At 58.8% G+C, this 19421-nt stretch carries 14 protein-coding genes and 2 pseudogenes; 11 read left to right on the forward strand and 5 right to left on the reverse strand.

Going from position 1 to position 19421, the window contains the following annotated elements:
* Window positions 1–875: 875 nt before the first annotated feature.
* Window positions 876–2504 carry an RNA-directed DNA polymerase gene (locus tag MU516_RS07835; RefSeq protein ID WP_260276654.1) on the forward strand — a complete coding sequence of 543 codons (1629 nt, stop codon included), beginning with the start codon at window positions 876–878 and terminating at the stop codon, window positions 2502–2504.
* Window positions 2505–2681: 177 nt separating this feature from the next.
* Here the strand turns inward: MU516_RS07835 and MU516_RS07840 are convergent, their stop codons facing one another.
* The 5 genes from MU516_RS07840 to MU516_RS07860 form a co-directional block, all read right to left on the reverse strand.
* Window positions 2682–3095: a hypothetical protein gene (locus MU516_RS07840; RefSeq protein ID WP_260276655.1), complete on the reverse strand. Its 414-nt coding sequence runs from the start codon at window positions 3093–3095 to the stop codon at window positions 2682–2684.
* A gap of 271 nt (window positions 3096–3366) precedes the next feature.
* Window positions 3367–3732, reverse strand: coding sequence for a hypothetical protein (locus tag MU516_RS07845; protein ID WP_260276656.1), 366 nt, complete (start codon window positions 3730–3732; stop codon window positions 3367–3369).
* 336 nt (window positions 3733–4068) lie between these two features.
* Complete coding sequence (gene mnhG / locus MU516_RS07850; RefSeq protein ID WP_260276657.1) at window positions 4069–4473, reverse strand: monovalent cation/H(+) antiporter subunit G; 405 nt, start codon at window positions 4471–4473, stop codon at window positions 4069–4071.
* On the reverse strand, window positions 4470–4751 hold the full coding sequence (locus MU516_RS07855) for a K+/H+ antiporter subunit F (protein ID WP_260276658.1): 282 nt from the start codon (window positions 4749–4751) through the stop codon (window positions 4470–4472). Before MU516_RS07855 ends, mnhG begins: the two co-directional genes overlap by 4 nt.
* A complete protein-coding gene (locus tag MU516_RS07860) occupies window positions 4748–5104 on the reverse strand; it encodes a Na+/H+ antiporter subunit E (RefSeq protein ID WP_260276659.1) in 357 nt (118 codons plus the stop codon). Before MU516_RS07860 ends, MU516_RS07855 begins: the two co-directional genes overlap by 4 nt.
* 53 nt (window positions 5105–5157) lie before the next feature.
* Here MU516_RS07860 and MU516_RS07865 point away from each other — a divergent pair.
* The 10 genes and pseudogenes from MU516_RS07865 to pglZ all read left to right on the forward strand — a co-directional run.
* Window positions 5158–5298 (forward strand): annotated as a pseudogene (locus tag MU516_RS07865) (transposase); the annotation flags it as partial.
* Between the two features lie 31 nt (window positions 5299–5329).
* Window positions 5330–5905: pseudogene (locus MU516_RS07870) on the forward strand (YgjP family zinc-dependent metalloprotease); the annotation flags it as partial.
* Window positions 5906–5982: 77 nt separating this feature from the next.
* A complete protein-coding gene (locus MU516_RS07875; RefSeq protein WP_260276660.1) occupies window positions 5983–6921 on the forward strand; it encodes a GIY-YIG nuclease family protein in 939 nt (312 codons plus the stop codon).
* Window positions 6922–7506: 585 nt separating this feature from the next.
* Window positions 7507–7695 (forward strand): helix-turn-helix transcriptional regulator, encoded by a 189-nt coding sequence (locus MU516_RS07880; RefSeq protein ID WP_232816615.1) that lies wholly within the window; start codon window positions 7507–7509, stop codon window positions 7693–7695.
* Between the two features lie 157 nt (window positions 7696–7852).
* Window positions 7853–8725 carry a WYL domain-containing protein gene (locus tag MU516_RS07885; protein ID WP_260276661.1) on the forward strand — a complete coding sequence of 291 codons (873 nt, stop codon included), beginning with the start codon at window positions 7853–7855 and terminating at the stop codon, window positions 8723–8725.
* Window positions 8722–9342, forward strand: coding sequence for a DUF1819 family protein (locus tag MU516_RS07890; RefSeq protein WP_260276662.1), 621 nt, complete (start codon window positions 8722–8724; stop codon window positions 9340–9342). Before MU516_RS07885 ends, MU516_RS07890 begins: the two co-directional genes overlap by 4 nt.
* A complete protein-coding gene (locus MU516_RS07895; protein ID WP_150288343.1) occupies window positions 9339–9941 on the forward strand; it encodes a DUF1788 domain-containing protein in 603 nt (200 codons plus the stop codon). The genes MU516_RS07890 and MU516_RS07895 overlap by 4 nt, the downstream gene beginning before the upstream one ends.
* A 4-nt stretch (window positions 9942–9945) precedes the next feature.
* A complete protein-coding gene (gene brxC, locus MU516_RS07900) occupies window positions 9946–13467 on the forward strand; it encodes a BREX system P-loop protein BrxC (protein ID WP_260276663.1) in 3522 nt (1173 codons plus the stop codon).
* Complete coding sequence (pglX, locus tag MU516_RS07905; protein WP_260276664.1) at window positions 13467–16916, forward strand: BREX-1 system adenine-specific DNA-methyltransferase PglX; 3450 nt, start codon at window positions 13467–13469, stop codon at window positions 16914–16916. Before brxC ends, pglX begins: the two co-directional genes overlap by 1 nt.
* The gene (gene pglZ, locus MU516_RS07910; protein ID WP_260276665.1) at window positions 16909–19416 is read left to right on the forward strand and encodes a BREX-1 system phosphatase PglZ type A; all 2508 of its coding nucleotides are present in this window, start codon (window positions 16909–16911) and stop codon (window positions 19414–19416) included. Before pglX ends, pglZ begins: the two co-directional genes overlap by 8 nt.
* The last annotated feature ends 5 nt before the right edge of the window (window positions 19417–19421 follow it).

Consider the following 19421-nt stretch of genomic DNA (forward strand, 5'->3'; position numbering starts at 1 on the left):
GGCCTCTCCATGAGACGCCGAAGGGCGCGATCCGCGAGTGTGCTGGAGCAATCCGTGTTTCCCGTCGTGTCCCTCGTCGGGAGTGCATGCGGGACGCGTCGGCCTCACGCCATTCGGGGGCGGCCACGATCTTGCCGTTGTCACGATGCCAACCGATGTCACGCATGATCGTGCGACCCTGCCGGTAGGACGCCGGTCTGCGCCTCGCGCGCGTGTCTCTGTACCACCAGGCAGGATGTGTCGATTGGTGAGCCCTTGAGTGACGGCATAGGACGACCAGCCCCGGCATTTGCCGAAGCCGGTCCCCGCTGCCGTCAGCTTTCCGTGTCGACCGGAGCCGCCCCGTCGCTTTGGCCCTCGAGATCGCGCATGCCCTGCGTCTCGAGGTCAGCCGCTACATTCGACACCGGGCCTGGTGCCGGGGGACGCGCTTCGGCCTTTCGGACTGCGCCTGGCATCTGTCCCCGCCCCGTGGTCTGCCATCCCGGCCCTCGGCGCCACGGTCATGAAAACCCTCCGCCGAACCGGATCATGCCCGCCATTAGAGCAAAACACGATGCGGCGATGGTATCAGATCAGTTAACTCGTTGTAATATAGACAATAATCGACAATCACCGCCATGTGGCGACAGCCTCCTGGGTGGAGTGGTTGCGTGTTTTCGCGATGGTTGATTGAAGGCGCTTTGCGACCCTTGCATCTCTTTCTCTCACACGGAGGAAGAATTGGCCGATGGGCGGAAAGCAGACCCTCGCTGCGCCCTGAACGAACGTCAGCAATGCGCAAGAAAGCGACCTTTGAATAATTTTGGGAACAGATCCAACCGACATTTCGCTCGGTCCAGCATGTCGCGCTGTGAGCCCCTCAAGACCGGACATTGAAGTTGCCGTTGCAATCTGTTTCGAAAATGGTGCAGGTTGAGCAATCATTGATACTACTCGGCTACTGTGCATGGGTTTTTTGCGGAGGCAAGTTGTTAGACAAAGCGTCGGTTGAGTGGGCGATTGATTTCATTGCAGAGCACTCGGATGGTGATCTTTTTCCTCAAATAGCTGAAATGCGCGTGATGCAGGCTGAAAAAGACCGACTTGCCAATGACATATCTGGGAAAGACTTAAACCAATTTCAAATTGGCACTTCGAGGCGGTTCATCGTCCCCAAAGATGAAATATCGTATCGTCAAGCGACCCAGCTTGATCCTCAAGACTCTATCATCCTATCCGCAATTATGCACCAGTTTGGAGCTGGCGTGGAGCAGAGGCGAAAAGCGACCGATAAAGTATTTAGCTATCGTTTCTCTCCATCTCATGACCATGGCCTATATGCCAGCCAGTCAGGCTGGAATGATTTCTGGGCTAAGGTGGCACTGAAGGCTTCTGCCTCCACGACAGTTCTCTATTGCGACATCGCTGATTTTTACAATCAAATTTATCACCATACTGTTGAAAACCAGCTAATGGATTCTGGGTTTTCAAACCAATCTATTAAATGGGTAATTCGGCTTCTTGAATCGACAACAGCGGGTGTCTCCAGGGGGATTCCCGTTGGTCCTCACGCAGCTCACCTCATTGCTGAGGCGACACTCATTCCAATTGACAACAGCTTGGAGGCGCAAGGTATAGATTTCTTGAGGTATGCTGATGATATCCTTGTATTCTGTCCATCTCAAGATGATGCGAGGGCAGCCCTTTCACGAATTGCTCGCTCTCTTGACCAGCAACAACGTCTGACCCTTCAAAGACACAAGACACGGTTCCTCTCCCCAGAAGAGGCAAATTCCTTGTGTCGGCAGATGGTCGAAGATCGACCTATAAGTGAAAATGAGAAGGACTTACTAAGTGTTGTGAAAAGATACTCGTCGGGCAATCCATATAGAATGATCGCTTTCAGCTCAATTAGTCCGCCTGATTGGAAGAAGATCCGCGACAGCAAGATTGATGAAATTATTGATGAGTACCTATCCCAAGATCCAGTGGATTTTATTCGCCTACGTTGGTTCTTCCGAAGGCTTGCACAGGTCGGTCACCCTGGCGCGGTCAAGAAGGTGATTTCACGCATCCATGACCTAATCCCATGTCTCGCCGGGATTTGCGCCTATCTTTCGAGTGTTCAGGATCTTGAAGACGATGATTGGCGAGACTTGGGTGAAGAATTAGTCGGGTTAATGACGGATACGTCTCTGGCAAACAATGAGTATTTTCGTCTATCTGTGCTGAGTCTTTTTTCTCGAAACGCTACTCTGAATCATATATCTCGGATAATTGGTTTTTACTCGTCGGGTGATCCCTATGTGAGACGTGAGGTCATTCTATCGGCCATGGTATCGGGAGCAACGGATTGGCTCCGTGAACAAAAGGAAGAATTTTCTCACATGGACCCATGGCAAAAAAGAGCATTCATTTTTGCGTGTTCTAAGTTCCCACCTGATGAGCGTCGGTATTTCCTCGGCAGGTTTCCTCAAGAGCGAGTATTTGATGCAGCCTTGCTGAGATGGGCAAGGCGTTAGCATTGACGTTTGGTCAATAACTTATACTCATGCGGCACATAGGAAGCATCTGTATTCTTTTTGATTCCGCTTTTGTCAATTTCGAATCAAGCGCCGGTTGCCACGTAGCAGGTATGGCTGTTTTGGGGCTGGGACCGACTGTCCGTTGCGCATAGCATGAGTGACTGGTTTGGACCGTCATTCATGTTGCCGCTTAACTTCATCTGCTTCGCATTTTGCGTAGTCAAGAACATCATCAGCATGTCTTCTCACGTCATTTGCGAATTCCGCCGCCTGCTCCGCGTATGCCCTTGCTTCTTCTGCAAATTCTACAGCCTCCTCATAGAAATCGTTTAGGTCATCGATATATTCGTTAACCTCGTTAAAGTATTGGTCAAGTTCGTAGTCTTCACAGGTGTGAGAACCAGAGTAGCTGTAGGAGGATAAGCAATAAGGCACATCAGGCTTTTGGTATTTTGAGGGGGCCCCGGGTTCTGCGCCAGAAAAAGCTGGCTTACTTGAGTAGAACGAAGGTTCACTGCAGTATGCCAGTGCGCTTCGGGGCAGTAAGGCACAAATCACCAGCGAAGCGAAATAAAAGATACTTCTCAAAATATTGTCTCCGACGACGATTTTTGCATATTCATAAGTGTGTCTTTTTCTTTATTGTTAAGACGCGAAATCACGGCATGGATCCGGCGAGTTAGTTTCACTGAGCAGACGGCGAGGTCAGCATAGCCAAAACGCCAAACTTTCACACGAAAATTCTGCAAGATGCATAAATGGCAGAAATTTAAATCCGCGCCGCAGCGTTGGGTGGAACGGTCAAAGTCCGGTTCGGGCCGAGTGTGAGAAACACTGGATGGATCACACCGGTCCAAACTCAACTGGCGATGCGCCGACCGAGGCGGATCGTGACGCCGCCCTCCGTGTCGATCTCGTGCGATAGGATCTCGTAGATCGCAATTAGCTTGCCAGTGCCGAACATTTTGCCGGCCTCATCCCGGCCGCCTTGGCGGACCAAGACATGCTCGCTCAAGCGCAGCGCCTCAATGAACTGCTCGTATTTCGCCGAGAAGCCGTGGCGCGGTCCCCTAAATGGATCCCTATAGACCTGGTCCTCACCGATCCGCGCGCTGTGCAGTATCGGCGCGTTCGAGATATCGAGCCCTCTGCCCTTCGCGAAGCCGGTCCAAGCAGACCGGTAGGTGAAGCCTGTCCGGAGGTCACGCACCCTGATCATAGTCATGCCTGGTCTTCCCACTGTCACCCGCTTCCGGGCTAATCCTACACCCCGTGGCTGGTGAAGGACCAGCCACGCATCGCAAACGGCGGCTTGATGGACATAGGGTGTATTGTGAGAACATCAACTTCGCGTAGGGCGCCGAAAGTCCGGTATGGGGAAACTGCGCGATGGCATCTGCGGGGAGTCGACTGGCAGCTAATGGCCGGAGGTGACACAGTTAGTTGCATTAGCGGCGACATGACGCTGTTGCAACTGATCCTGATCGCGGTGATCCAAGGCGCCACCGAGTTCCTGCCGCTCTCCTTTTCGCTACTAGCAAAGGCGTGAAAAGTGTTTGCGTCATTCGACCAAGCCCGAGGCCGCCACCTCGGAAGGCCGTTCAAGGCTGGGGTGCATCAAGAGCAACTCGGGAGGCAGGTGGGCGGCCCGCTCCATCCGGTCGCGATGCAGTGACGCGCGAGCCAGAAGCATCAGCGTTACAGGGACTGTGACAATGACAGCGAAGCCGATGATCAGTTCGTGGAGGATCGAGCGGTCCTGCAGCCAACTGGCAAGAAGTGCGGACGCGATCGTCACGCCGCCTGTCCCCCAACTCGTCGCCAGGGTCGGCGCGTGCAGCCGGTCGTAAAAGCTGCTCAGGCGCAGGAAGCCCCATGCACCAATGAGCGTGAGGTTGGATCCGAGGATCACGAACAGCGCAATAGGGATGCTGAGCCACAGCGGAACGGTCTCCAGGCCGCTCATTCGATGACCTCCCCTCGGAATAGGAACTTGGCCAAGGCGATCGATGCGACAAAGCCCATGACTGCGATCACCATCGCCGCCTCGAAGAGAAAGATGGAGCCAAGCCTCATCCCCGTTACCAGGAATAGCAGCATGACTGCGATATATAGGGTGTCCAGCGCCAGCACGCGGTCTTGCGCGCGCGGCCCCTTCAGGATGCGAATGTCGGCAAGACAGGTGGCCAGTGCCAGCGCCAGCTGGGCATAGGTCAGCGACCAGACCAGGATTGTGTGGCTCATTCGAAAACCTCTTGCAGCATGGGGACGTAGACGTTGTTCACGACGTGGAGGTAGCGCCCGGATTCGGCGCCATCAAAGACATGCAGGACCAGCGTGCCCGTCTCGGAAACATATTCCACCCAGGCCGTGCCGGGCGTCGCCGTCAGTATAATCTCCAGAACCGCAAGAGCCGTGGGGCTGCGCAGCTTGACGGGGATCAGCAGGAAGCTGGACTGCCGCGTCCCGCGCTGATCGGTCAGCAGCCGCACCACAGCGATGTTCGAGCGGATGATGTCCGTGAACAGCGTCAACACCAGGCGCGGCATCACCCGGAGGCTGCGCATCGGCACCCGCTCAGGCTGGAGGGCGTGCATCGTCCAGCTTGCGAAGACCGCAAGGCCCAGACCGAGCACCAGATTGCCGAGGGAGATACAAGCGGCGCAACCGCATCGAGATAATGTTCGGCAGGCTCAAGGACTGGCGCCGGATCGCCACCCGCTACGACAGATGCCCCAAGGTCTTCCTGTCGGCCATCGCTTTGGCCGCCGCCGTCATCTTCTGGCTATGACAATCAATGAGTCTGGACTCTAGAAGAGGCGACAAAGCTTATAGCCTCAAAGCTATTGTGGGTTCATCAAAAGCTCGCTGAGCAGGGCGAAAGTGCACGCGAGGACGTTTTTCGGGTCGCGGAGTTTGTGGATGGCGAAGGCTTCCACCTACTTGGGAAGCACTATCGCCTCAAACTCGTCGATATTCCCAAGAATGTGACCGGTGTGCCGAGCGTCAGGTTCGAGGGCGATCGGCTTTTGTTGCGGCGAGAGCAAGCTGCCTCGGGGGGCAAGCGGATTGAAGAATACTATACTAGAGCGGCACATCCCTACCTGAATGAGACCGTTCAGAGGTGGAAGAGAATCGTTGGCGCTGAGCCCGGGCGCTTCGTCCAGGTAATGGATCTTGGATACAGGTGGGGCTCATGCAGCGCAGATGGGACATTGAACTTCCACTGGCGGGTAATGCAGCTACCAGCCAGAATCATCGAATATGTCGTCGTGCACGAGCTGGTGCACATCAAGGTTCCAAACCATTCAGAAAAATTCTGGAAAATGCTCGGTTCGGTCATGCCAGACTATGAAAGTCGTAAAGCTTGGCTGAAGCAAAAAGGTGGTGAGCTTTGAACACATTGGCACTAAATCATGTGTTCTTTCACGCCCTTTCTAAATTGGCTGCATAATTCAATCGTTTGGTCACCTTCATGAAGCCCCGCTCGATCAACATTTTCCTTCTCGACGGCGATCCGAACGGCATTCGGGTGGCGCAGATCTCGATGTCAACGATCCAAGCCATTGCCTTTCGACGCAACCAGCTACGTCGGGTTCGGGAAGCATTTCCCGAGATCGAACGGCCAGGCGTCTACATCCTCATCGGCGCCGATGAAGACGCGCAAGACAGGCAGCTTGCATATATCGGAGAGTCCGAAGGCGTCGGCGCTCGCCTATCGTATCACAACTCGAATGAGGCCGGTCGCGATGCCAAAGGATTCTGGACCGACACGGTCGTGCTGATCAGCAAGGACGAGAACCTGACCAAGAGCCACGCGCGTTATGTCGAAGCCTGCCTGATCCGGGGCGTCGTTAGCAATCCCCGTTGGACCCTGCCCAACACGCGCACGCCGTCCGACGACGCGGGCAAGCTACCACTCCCCGACCGCGCAGCCATTGACGAGTTCGTGGATCAGACAAAAACGCTGGTTGGAGCCCTCGGCTGGGATCTCTTCCGAGAAGTCCGCGGTCGTGCGCAGGAGCAGATCGCAGGGCGAGAACTGCCAGAGGCTGAAATCCATGAAAGCCCTCGGTTCTTCTTCCGAGGCGACGGCTTCGCGGCAGAGATGGAGATTGGGCCCTCCGGGGATTTCGTCGTCACAGCAGGTTCGAGGGCAAGGGTCCGGACGACGCGAACGATACCGAGGGGGACGGTCACGCTCCGGAACACCCTTGTTGAGAAGGGCGTCCTCCGCGAGGAAGGCGATTTTCTTGTCTTCACAAGCGCCTACAGCTTCACGTCTGCCTCTGCCGCGGCTGCGGCCGTCATTGGTGCGAGCGCTAATGGCCGGATCCTGTGGAAGCTCCCGGACGGGCGCAACTACGCGGACTGGGAAGCCTCTCAGGGCATATCAGACTGCGCCTCGCAGTGAGGCCGCTCAAAGGCGGTAGCAAGTTGGATTTCTGTTCCATCTCGCTGAACGCCACCCACGTCGAACTGCTTAGCGGACGCTCTCAAAAAGTTCTACACTTTCAGTTACTTGCAAGAAATTCACCTTAACGGCGCAGTCATCAGGTCCGGAGAATATCGGCCCTCAGAGACCGCTTCCGGGCCTCTTGGCAGCAGGGGCAGTGCTCAGCCCCTCCCGCATAACCCCCGAATACAACGGAAAAATCCGGCCGGAGCCGGATCGGGAGAACGCTTTCGCGAGGGCAAGTGGCGGAGGGAATGAGTCATCGAAAATCTCGGCTCAGAGTCCTGCAGTCATGCGCTGGCAGAACTGCACGAGAGCGCTCGTCTCCAAGCGATTATTAATCGTTTTCTCTCGGTTGCGTCCGTTCGGAACTTCCCAAAACCGGGGCGCTGATCGCCGCTCAAATTCCCCGCTATCGCCAAACCAGACGCAATGCGCGGACTTGCGCAACTAACTGACTTGCCTCGCATTTTCTTTCACGCCTTCGTTTGGACGCAACCACACCGAGTTGCTCAGATGGAGGACAACATGAAACGCAATTGCATGACCCAGAAGGAACTCGCCGACCGCTGGACCATCTCGCACCGCACACTGGAACGGTGGCGGTGGGCTGGCGAAGGCCCGGCATACATGAAGCTAGGCGGACGCGTCGTCTACCGCGTCAGCGATATCGAGGCGTTCGAACAAGAGGTCATTCAATCCACTGCTGACCAGCGGATCGCCGCGTTCTGACGCCATTGGCGACCTCCCGGCCGCAAGTCACGCTCCAAAGCTCTGGTTTGCGGCGCATTTCGATTGCGCCACCTTCCCGGCTCGGCTAGCCTCGGCTCAGGCCCAGTAAATGGGCGCGCATAGTTATCGTGCGCATCGCCCGAGCCGGGAGAGCGTGATGGAGAGCGACAGGTCGGAACTTCGCTGGGGCGTCGAGCAGCGCCTCGAGTTCATAGAGTTCCGCCTGTTCTGGGAGGGGCATGTGAACCGAAGCGATCTGATGGACCAGTTCGGGGTCTCGGTGAACCAGGCGTCCACCGACCTGAACCGCTACATCGGCTTCGCGCCGGACAACATGGTCTACGACAAGAGCGCGCGGACCTATGTCCGCGGCTCAGGCTTCAAGCCACAGTTCCTCGAGCCTGACGCCAGCCGCTACCTCGCGCAGCTGCGATCGATGGCGGACGGGATCCTCGACCGCGAGGACTCCTGGATCGCCGATCTCCCGCCCTATGCCTCGGCCCCGACCCCGGTGCGCGGCGTCAATCCGGTGAGGCTCCGCTCCGTGGTCGGCGCCATCCGTCGCTCCGAGGCGATCGAGGTGAAGTACCAGTCCCTGTCCAGCCCGGAGCCGCGGTGGCGCTGGATTGCACCCCACGCCATCGCCTTCGACGGCTTCCGCTGGCACGCGCGGGCGTTCTGCCAGACTGACGAAAACTTCAAGGACTTCCTGCTCTCACGGATCCTCGACATCCGCGGATCGCGGGAGAGCGACATCTCGGCCGAGAATGATCGCGACTGGCACTTAGAGGTCACCCTGGAGGTCGGCCCCCACCCCGACCTCTCGGAGACGCAGGCGAAGGTCATCGCTCTCGACTACGCCATGCGGGGCGGCAAGGCGAAGATCAAGGTGCGGCGGGCGTTGCTGTACTACGCGCTCAGGCGTCTCGGACTTGATACTCATCCCGGCGCTAGGAAGCCGCAGGATCAGCAGATCGTTCTCCTGAATCGTGACGTGGTTCATCTGCAAGATGGGAGCTCGGCACGATGACCGGTGCAGACCTCCAGCCTTACAAGATGTCTTTCGCCGTTGGAGGACTGCTGCTTAACGAAAGCGTCGAAGTTGCCCGAATGCACGCGCCATCGGAGGCGTGGGACGCAACGTTGCGGCGCGCCTTGGAGGGAGGTGTGACGTCCCTCCCCAAGGCCGCGTCGCGTCGCAGAACGCTTCGTGAGATCGTGAATCGGATTTCGACCTTGAGCGATGAAGAGCTCGGCTATCTCGTCCAGGTGGCAGATCGCCAAGACCAGCAAGCCCTATTGTGGCTCGCGACCTGCAGAGCATACCGATTTGTCCGAGAGTTCGCGACGGAAGTCATCCACGAGCGATTTCTTTCGTTCCAACTCGACCTGCCGCTGGAAAGTTTCGACGTCCTGTTTGCCGCCAAAGCCGAATGGGATGAAGGCCTTGCCGGGATCAGTCCGACGACCCGCGCAAAGCTGCGGCAGGTGCTGTTCCGGATGATGCGCGAAGCAAACGTGATCTCCGACGATAACAGGATCCTGTCGGCCTATGTCTCGCCGCGGCTCAAAGCGATCTTGGCAGAGAAAAACCCAAGGGACCTCGTCGTGTTTCCTGGATTGAGCCGTGATGGAGGCGCTTTGTGAGAAAGCCGACCAGCCGCAAAGAGCGGGCAGAGCATCTATTCAAGGTCGTCACCAGCCAGCGGTTCCTGACCAAGCAAGGCCTTGGAAATGAGGTGCCGTTCTTCATCTGCCCTTACCCGGCAGAAGAAGGACTGTCGATGGTTGAGGACCGGTTGGATCTCGTTACCCGGATAACACACGCCGGGATCGCCGTTCTCGACCTGAGCCTTTACGACCTCTCGCTCAGCATTCTCGAAGAGCGCGGCATCCTCGAGCAGATCCTCGAGATCGAGTCGGACACCGACAAAGGAGAGATCCGGGAGCTTCTGCAGTCCGTTCTGGATCCCAAAGCCAACCTGATCCCGAAGATTGGCGACGCCATCGAAGCCACACCGCATGACGTCATCTTCCTCTCCGGCGTTGGCGAGGTCTATCCATACATCCGGTCGCACAACGTGCTGAATAATCTGCAGAGCACGGCCAAGGACAAGCCGACCGTCCTGTTCTTCCCTGGCAGCTACACCCATGCGCTCGCAACGGGGGCCTCACTCGATCTGTTCGGGCGCCTGCACGACGACAAGTACTACCGGGCCTTCAATATTCTGAACTATGAGGTTTGATCCGATGACGATTGCGATGCGCGAAATCTTTGAGAAGCCCGTCGACCGCGCCATCGATGGCGTCATCAAGGCGGACGACGAAGCAAGCCTCCGGATCGAGCTCGACGAGTATGTGATCACCGGCGAGATCGGGCAACGGCTTGAGCAGTTCCTCGATGCCTACAATAACTACAAGACCGCGAATGGCGTCTGGATTTCAGGCTTCTTCGGCTCAGGCAAATCGCATCTTCTGAAGATGCTGGCGCTCTTGCTGGAAAATCGCGAAGTCGACGGGATCAAGGCGTTCGACATCTTCGCTGAGAAGCTGAAGGACGAGCCTATGCTTGCTGGCGCCCTTCGCAAAGCCGTGTCGATCCCTTCGAAGTCGATCCTGTTCAACATTGACCAGAAGGCGGACGTAATCTCGAAGAACGACGTCGACGCGCTGCTATCGGTTTTCCAGAAGGTGTTCGACGAGATGTGCGGCTATTACGGCAAGCAGCCGCACATTGCGCAGTTCGAACGGCAACTCGATGAGCGTGGTCAGTTCGAGGCGTTCAAGGCGGCGTTCCTGGAGCTTTCCGGAAAGCCTTGGGAGACTCGAGGCCGTGAGGAGGCTCTGCTGGAGGGGCGCAACATCGCTGCGGCATTCGCACGGGCAACTGGCGCAGATCCCGTCGATGCCAAGGATATCCTCTCACAGTACCGAAAAGATACGAGGGTCTCGATCGAAGATTTCGCTAACACGGTGAAGGCCTGGATCGACCGGCAGGTGCCGAATTTCAGACTGAACTTCTTCGTCGATGAGGTCGGCCAGTACATTGCCGACAACGTCAAGCTGATGACGAACCTTCAGACCATCGCCGAGAGCCTAAACACGAAGTGCAAGGGTCAGGCGTGGATCATAGTGACGGCGCAGCAGGCCATTACAGAAGTCGTCGGGGACATGACTGCCCGGCAGGAAAACGACTTCTCGAAAATCCAGGCAAGATTTGCCAACCGCATGCCCTTGAACTCGGCGGATGTAGCCGAGGTCATTCAACGCCGCCTGCTGTCCAAGACCGACGCGGCTCAGATCATGCTGGGCAATTTGCACGACAAGGAGGAGAACAATCTCAAGACCTTGTTCGATTTCGCAGATGGTTCGATCCGGCTGAAGAACTATCGCGACCGCGAGCATTTCGTCGCGAGCTATCCGTTCCCGCCCTATCAGTACACGCTGTTCCAGATGGCGATCACGTCGCTCTCCCAGCACAATGCATTCGAGGGCAAGCATAGCTCCGTGGGCGAACGCTCGATGCTGGGCGTGTTCCAAGAGGTCGCCAAAACCCTTGCCGATCGTCCTGTCGGGGGGCTCGCGACCTTCGATTTGATGTTCGAGGGGATCCGCACCGCGTTAAAGTCCGCCGTCCAACAGTCCATCCAGATCGCCGAGCGGAACCTCGACGATCCCTTCGCGGTTCGCGTTCTGAAGGCATTGTTCCTTGTCAAGTATGTGAAGGAATTCAAGCCGACCGTACGCAACATCAGCGTTCTTCTGTTGTCGGAATTCGAGGCTGACCAAGCGGGACAACGGCGAAAGATCGAAGACGCTTTGGCGCGTCTCGAGCGCGAAACCTACATTCAGCGCAATGGCGAGGTCTACGAATTCCTCACAAACGAAGAGAAGGACGTCGAGGCTGAGATCAAGGCGCTGGATGTCGATCCGACCGAGATCAGCAAGGAGCTGGAAACCCTTGCCTTCGACACGATCCTTCGGCACCGCAAGATCAAGCACCTGACCACGGGCTATGAGTATTCCTTCAGCCGGAAGCTCGATGACCATCTGCTGGGCCGGGAATACGAGCTCTCGATCAACATCATCAGCCCCTTCAGTGACGATGCTGCGGCTCCTGACGCTGTGCGCATGCGCAACATGGGGCGCGAGGAACTGGCGATCGTGCTGCAGCCGGATGTCCGGTTCATTCGGGATCTGACCCTGTTCCGGCAGACCGACAAGTTCATCCGGCAATCCCGCAGCGGATCGCCCCAGCCTGGCCGAGACCGGATCATTCTCGAAAAGGGAGAGCAAAACGGCCGCCGCGCGAAAGATCTGGAACTTCGCCTGCGGAAACTCATGGCCGCTGCACGCCTCTTCGTGCGTGGTGATGAACTGGACATCGGCGGTGACGATCCCCAGGACCGCATCGTCAAGGCCTTCCAGGCGCTTGTCGACAAGGTCTACGTGAACCTGCCGATGCTGAGGGGCGTGAACTACGTCGAAGCAGACATCGCCAAGGCCGCCAGTCCGACGTCCACCCTGTTTGGCGAAGCCGGTACCGGCCTGACGGAAGCCGAACAGGATGTGCTGAACCACATTCAGAGCCAGGCCCGCAACGGAGTGAAGGTCTCGGCCAAATACCTTACCGAACGCTTCGGGGCGAAGCCCTACGGCTGGCCGACGGTGGCCACCCTGTGCCTCACCGCCAGCCTATCCGGAAAAGGCAAGTGCGAGGCCCGGTCGGACGGCACGCCGCTGGAAGGCGCCGAACTGGCCCGGGCGCTCAACAACAGCCACACGCTGGGCAACATCCTCCTGACCCCGCAACTCGAGTTCACCTCGTCCCAGATCCGCGCAGCCAAGGATCTCTACAAGGAACTGTTCGGCTTGCCTGCCGACGGCTCCGATGCACGGGTTCTCGGCGGCGAATGGGCGGAGAGCATCCGCAAGCTGGCGGACGAACTGAACCGGCTCGTCACCGAAAACCACAAGTACCCGTTCGTCGCGGCGCTGGAGCCCTTGCGGGATCAGATGGTCGCCATGGTCGGCAAACCCGCTGCCTGGTACATCACCGAACCGGTCAAGCAGGAAGATGCGCTGCTGAATGCCAAGGAGGACATCCTCGACAAGATCCGCAGCTTCATGGGCGGGGCCCAGCGGGAAATCTATGACGACGTCCGCGACTTCCTGCAGGCACAAGAGGCCAACATCGGCTATGTCGATGCCGCCGCCGGGGAAAAGCTGCGTGCCGCCCTGCGGGATCCCGACTGCTACAAGGGCACGGCGATCCAGGCGCTGAAGTCCGACCTCTACGCCCTGAAGGACAAGGTCGAACTCGATGTCCTGAAGGAGCGCAAGGCGGTGATCGCCGCCGTCGATGAATGTGCCGACAAGGTCGCCCAGACGGCCGAGTTCCAGGCCCTCACCCCCGACCAGCAGGATCAAATCCGCCGCAGCGTGGCCTCACACAAAGCCGGGCTCGATGCCGTGACCATGATCCCGATCCTGCGTGACCGGCCGAATGGCGCGCGGTCCGGCCTGATGCAGCAGATGCTGGCGGACATCGCGCGCATGGCACAGCCCCGGGCGCCCGCTCCGGCCGATCCCGGCATGAACGACCGGCCCGCCCCGGCGCCACGGCCGCCGTCCTACGTCAACGCCTCGGACATCAAGGTGTCCTATCCGCGCCCCTACCTCGCCGAGGAGGCCGATGTCGACCAATACGTGAACGAACTGCGCAAGACCCTGATGGCCGAAATCGCCGCGGGCAAGAAGGTGATCGTCTGATGGATACCAACGCCCTCAAGAAATTCGCGCAAGCCGCCCGCAACCTTCTGATCGATCAGGTCACCGCCAAGCTGTCCGTCGTCATTGACCCGGCCTCGTCCGCCCGGCGCGAGAATCCCGCGGCGATGAAGAAGCTCGACGCCGCCATCGCGCAGATCGGCAAGGCGCAGGTCATCGAACAGGTCGCCTACACCTGGTTCAACCGCTTCACCGCGCTCCGCTTCATGGACGTGAACGGCTACACCAACCCGCGCGTCGTCTCGCCCGAGGGGGACGCGACGCGGCCCGAGATCCTGGCCGAGGCGATGGCGGGCAACCTGCCCGAGGGCGCGCCTGCCACCATCGCCGCGCTGCTCGACGGCCGCAGCCCCAGCCGCGACCCACAGGGCGAGGCCTACCGCCTGCTGCTCGTCCACGCCTGCAATGCCTGGCACAAGCCCATGCCCTTCATGTTCGAGAAAGTGGGCGACTACACCGAACTCCTGATGCCCGAGGATCTGCTTTCGCCGACCTCGATCCTCGCCCGCCTGCGCGACGCCATGCCCGAAGACGATTGCAAGGACGTCGAGATCATCGGCTGGCTATACCAGTTCTATATCTCGGAGAAGAAGGATCAGGTCTTCGCGGGGCTGAAGAAGAACGTCAAGATCACGGCCGAGAACATCCCGGCGGCCACCCAGCTTTTTACCCCGCACTGGATCGTCCGCTACCTGGTCGAGAATTCGCTGGGGCGGCTGTGGCTGCTCAATCGGCCGGGGTCGAAACTGGCCGAGCGGATGGACTACTACATCGCGCCGGAAGAGCCCGAGACGGACTTCCTGAAGATCGGCAAGCCCGAGGAGATCAAGGTCTGCGATCCGGCCTGCGGGTCGGGGCACATGCTGACCTATGCCTTCGACCTGCTCTACGCGATCTACGAGGAAGAGGGGTATGAGGCCGACAGGATCCCCGCGCTGATCCTGCAGCACAACCTGACGGGGGTGGAAATCGACGACCGCGCGGGGGCGCTGGCGGCCTTTGCGCTGGCGATGAAGGCGGCGGCGTGGCTGGGGCGGCGGCGGTTCCTGCGGATGGAGGCGAAGCCCGACATCGTCGTACTGCAGAACGTGACCTTCACACCGGCCGAGATGCAGGACGTGGCCGCCGTGGTGGGGCGCGACCTGTTCTCGGCTGCGCTGCGCGAGACGCTGTTGCAGTTCGAGCAGGCCAAGAACTTCGGCTCGCTGATCGTGCCGAAACTGCGCGATCCGGCAGAGACGCTGCGGGTGGTCGAGGCGCGGGATTTTGGCGGCGACCTGCTGTTGAAGGACGTGCAGGCGCGCGTCATGACCTTGCTGCGCATGGCCGAGGCGCTGTCGCCGAAGTATCATGTGGTGGTGGCCAACCCGCCTTTCATGGCCAGTAGTGGGATGAATAGTAGCCTCAAGCCATGGGTTGAGCAGCACTACAAAGACTTTAAGGCGGACCTATTTTCAGCGTTTATATTTGCAGGTAAGAAATTGCTTAAGGCAAATGGCATGGCAGGGTTCATGTCGCCATTTGTCTGGATGTTTATTGCGACATATGAAAAGTTGCGCCAGGAACTATACAAGAATGCACGTGTGACCTCACTGGTCAAGCCATCCTACACCTCTTTTTACCAGTCAGCTATCGTTCCAATCTGCGCGTTCACTTTGGTCAATTCTCCCGCCAGAGATGAGCGAGCACCTTATTTTGATCTTGGTTATTTGGGAAATGCAGAGCAGCAACCAATTCGCTTCAAAGAAGGCGTTACTGGAAGAGGTCAATACGCTCCATTCTATCGCAGTCCAGTTGATTTTGCGCAAATTCCAGGACAGCCTGTTGCATTCTGGTTGCCGAAACGGGTCTTTGAACTCTTCACTGAGCACGGCACGGTCAGGGACTACTCCAAGGAAATAACGGTTGGCCTTTTCACAAATGACAATGGCCGATTTCTCAAGTTCTGGTTCGAGATCTCTCAGCAGAGAATTGAAAGTAAAGCTTGGCGCCTGTATAATAAAGCCGGTGGCTACCGGAAGTGGTATGGCATCGCATCCCATGTGGTCGATTGGTCGGAAGACGGGAAGGAACTAAAGAAGCACAATTCCGCTGGTCTTGGTGCTCTCAAGCATTTTGGGAAGCCACACGTAGTTTGGGGCCGTCTGACTTCGGGTGATCCAAGCTTTCGGGTGGATGACGCTCAAATTTGGTTCGATAACGCGTCACCCGCAATTGTTGATCCGGAGAGCGTTTATGGCTGTGTCGCTCTTGCTAATTCGACTGCTTCACGTCTCATGTTGAAAACATTCAACCCGACACTCAACCTTCAGGCAGGCGACATAGCAAAGCTGCCATACCCGTCAAACAGCACGATTCAAGCCGCAGAAGTTGGCGCACAAGGTTTGTGTTCAATATCGAAATCCGACTGGGACGCCTACGAAACCTCCTGGGATTTCACCACGCTCCCGCTGCTCTCGCCCGATCATCGGGCCGGAACGCTGGAGGCCACCTATGCCCGCCTGCGCGCCCATTGGCAGAACATGACGGACGAAATGCAGCGGCTGGAGGAAGAGAACAACCGCATCTTCATCGACGCCTATGGCCTGCAGGACGAACTGACCCCCGAGGTGCCGATCGAGGAGATCACCCTCACCTGCAACCCCGCCTACCGCTTTGGCGTGAAGGGCACGGAAGACGACCGCGAAACCCGCCTGCGCGCCGACACCATGGCCGAGTTCCTGTCCTACGCCGTGGGCTGCATGTTCGGCCGCTACAGCCTCGACGCGCCGGGCCTGATCCTCGCCAACCAGGGCGAGACGCTGGCGGACTACCTCGCCCGCGTGCCGGAGCCCAGCTTCCTTCCCGACGAGGACAACGTAATCCCCGTGCTGGATGCCGACTGGTTCGCCGACGACATCGTGGACCGCTTCCGCAAGTTCCTGCGCGTGACCTTCGGCGACGCGCATTTCCGCGAGAACCTCGCCTTCGTCGAGGCGCAGATCGGCGACATCCGGAAGTATTTCACGCGCGGCTTCTACGACGACCACGTGAAGCGCTACAAGAAGCGGCCGATCTACTGGATGTTCTCCAGCCCCAGGGGCACGTTCCAGGCGCTGATCTACATGCACCGCTACCGGCCCGACACCGTCTCGGTCCTGCTGAACGACTACCTGCGCGAATTCATCCGCAAGCTGGAGGCCGAGCGCGCACGGCTGGAAAAGCTGTCCGACGACCCCGCCGCCACCCAGACCCAGCGGACAAAGGCGCTGAAGGACGTGGGCGTGATCGCCAAGCAGCTCGCCGAGCTGGAGGAATGGGAGCGCGAGGTGATCTTCCCGCTGGCGCAGGCCAAGATCGAGATCGACCTGGATGACGGGGTCAAGCGGAACTACCCGCTGTTCGGCGCGGCGCTGAAGCCGATCAAGGGGCTGGAGGCCGCGGATGAGTGACCGCATCGCCGCCAGCCTGCGGCAGCTGTTCGAGGAGAACCGGATCGTCTTCTGGTACGACGCCGACCGCGACATGCGGACGGAGTTCGACGCGGTCGATCTGCCCGGCGTGACCAAGCTGGAGATCGCGAACAACGAGTTCGGGCTGAAGTACCGGATCCTGCGGCAGGAACCCAAGGCCAAGTTCCTGCTGTTCAAGGACGGGCCCGAACCCGAGATGACCGACAACTGGCTTCTGGACCTGCAGCTGGCCTCGGCCGTCTTCAAGGCCGACCAGGCGGCGATCTGGCTGGCCGAGCTGGGCCTGCCGCTGCAGTTCGAGAACGTGGTGCGCGGGCATATCGAGTTCTTCCGCGCCAAGGCCCGCGTCGAGGCGCTGAAGCGGCTGATGCCGACCTCTTCCTCGGACACCCAGACCCAGATGCGGATCCGCATGCTGGCCGTCTGCGCGGGCGCCGAGGGCGGGCTGGACACGGTGATCGAGGCGCTGCTGGGCGAGCTGGCAGCGGACAAGGACGACGCCCTGCGGCTGATCGAGCGCTCGGGACTGACGGATTTCCTCTGGAAGCAGGTCGGCCAGGCCTACGGCTACAAGCCCGACGAGCCGGATTTCGAGGACTTCGCCATCGCGCTGTTCCAGTCGGCCTATGCGCGCGTTCTGGGGGAGGACGGCGCGTTGAACGCCGAGGCGCTGTTGGTCTTCCGCCGCTGGAAGAACAACCGCCATTGGGCGGAGGCCTTCGAGGCCCTGTCGGCCCGATATCAGGACTTGCTGAAAATCCCCGCCGATCTCTCGACCCGTGATTTTCGTACCCTGGTCGGTATCGATCATTTCGAGGAGATCGACCGCCAGATCATCCGCGAGATCGTCCGCGCGATGGCAGCCCAGTCTGTCAGCGCGCCGGAAGTGCTGAACTGGGTGCGCGAACGGCGGCAGAGCCATTGGTATCCGACCTACGCGGACATCTATCAGGCGGTCGGTTACGCCACCGAGTTCCAGCAGGCGCTCGCAGAGGCGAACCTGGGGATGACCAGCCCTGCTGAGGGCGTGCAACGCTATGTGACCAGCTGGTATCGGCTGGATCAGCTGTACCGCAAGTTCATCTACCACATGCAGAAGAGCGGTCAGGCGTCCCTGCTGGCCGACCTCTATGCGTCCGTCGAGAACCGCTACACGAACAGCTTCGTACTGGCGCTGAACGACGCATGGCAGGATCAGATCGCCGGCCTCGGCGAGTGGAAGATCCCCGGCTTCGCATCGCAGGCCAACTTCTATCAGGAGCAGGCCGCCGAGTACCGGCGCAAGGACCAGAAGGTCGCTGTGATCATTTCGGACGCCCTCCGCTTCGAGGTGGGCGAGGAGTGCCTGCGCCGGATCCGCGCTCTGGATCGCTTCGATGCCGAGCTGAAGCCCATGATCAGTTCGCTGCCCAGCTACACCCAGCTCGGCATGGCGGCGCTTTTACCGCACAGCGCGCTCGCCCTGGCAGAGGACGGAAGCGGCGATGTCATCTCGGACGGGGAGAATACCAAGGGTCTTGCGGCTCGAGAAAAGCTGCTCGCCGCGGGGCGTAAGGGAGATAGCGCGAGGGCGTTGAAATCCGAAGACGTGATGAACATGCGCACCGAGGACGGAAAGGCGCTTTTTCGCGACCATCACATCGTCTACGTCTACCACAACCGCATCGACGCCATCGGCGACAAGCTGCAAACGGAAAACAAGCTGCCCGAGGCGGCTGAGGATGCTATAGAAGATCTGACCAAGCTCGTCCGCAAGCTGACTTCGGCCAACTTCTCCAACATCCTGATCACTGCGGATCACGGGTTCCTCTATCAGCATCGTGCTCTTGACGAGAGCGATTTCGCGATCGCCGATCCACAGGGCGCCGAGATCCTCTTCCGCAACCGGCGTTTTGTGATTGGGCGCGGCCTCACACCAACATCAGGCATGAAGCACTTCGGCGCAGCAGGGCTGGGCCTTTCTGGTGGACTGGATGTCCTGATCCCGAATTCGATCAACCGGATGCGCGTGAAGGGAGCAGGCAGCCGTTTCGTACATGGCGGCGCCAGCTTGCAGGAAGTGGTCATCCCGGTCATCCGGGTCGGCAAACAGCGTGAGACGGATGTGGGCCAGGTCGACGTGCAGATCTTCGTCACGGGCCGCAGCCTGATCTCCTCGGGCCAGACAGCGGTGACGCTCTATCAGACCCAGCCTGTCTCGGAGAAGATGCGGCCTCGGGAGCTTCTGGCGGGCATCTATGCGATGGACGGCACACTGATCTCCGACGAGTACACCCTGATTTTCGATTTCCGCTCCGACAACGCCCGCGAGCGGGAAATGCCGCGCAAGTTCCTCCTCTCGCGGGAGGCCGACCGGTTTAACAATCAGGATGTCATCCTGAAGCTGCGTGAACGGGTCGGAAAGACCAGCCATTACCAGGATTATGCCACCCACCGCTTTCAGCTGCGGCGTGGCATGACCACTGACTTTGATTTCTGAGGAGC

Origin of the sequence: Paracoccus maritimus (genome assembly GCF_025195095.1) — a bacterium.
In the GTDB taxonomy this organism is placed as follows: domain Bacteria; phylum Pseudomonadota; class Alphaproteobacteria; order Rhodobacterales; family Rhodobacteraceae; genus Paracoccus; species Paracoccus maritimus.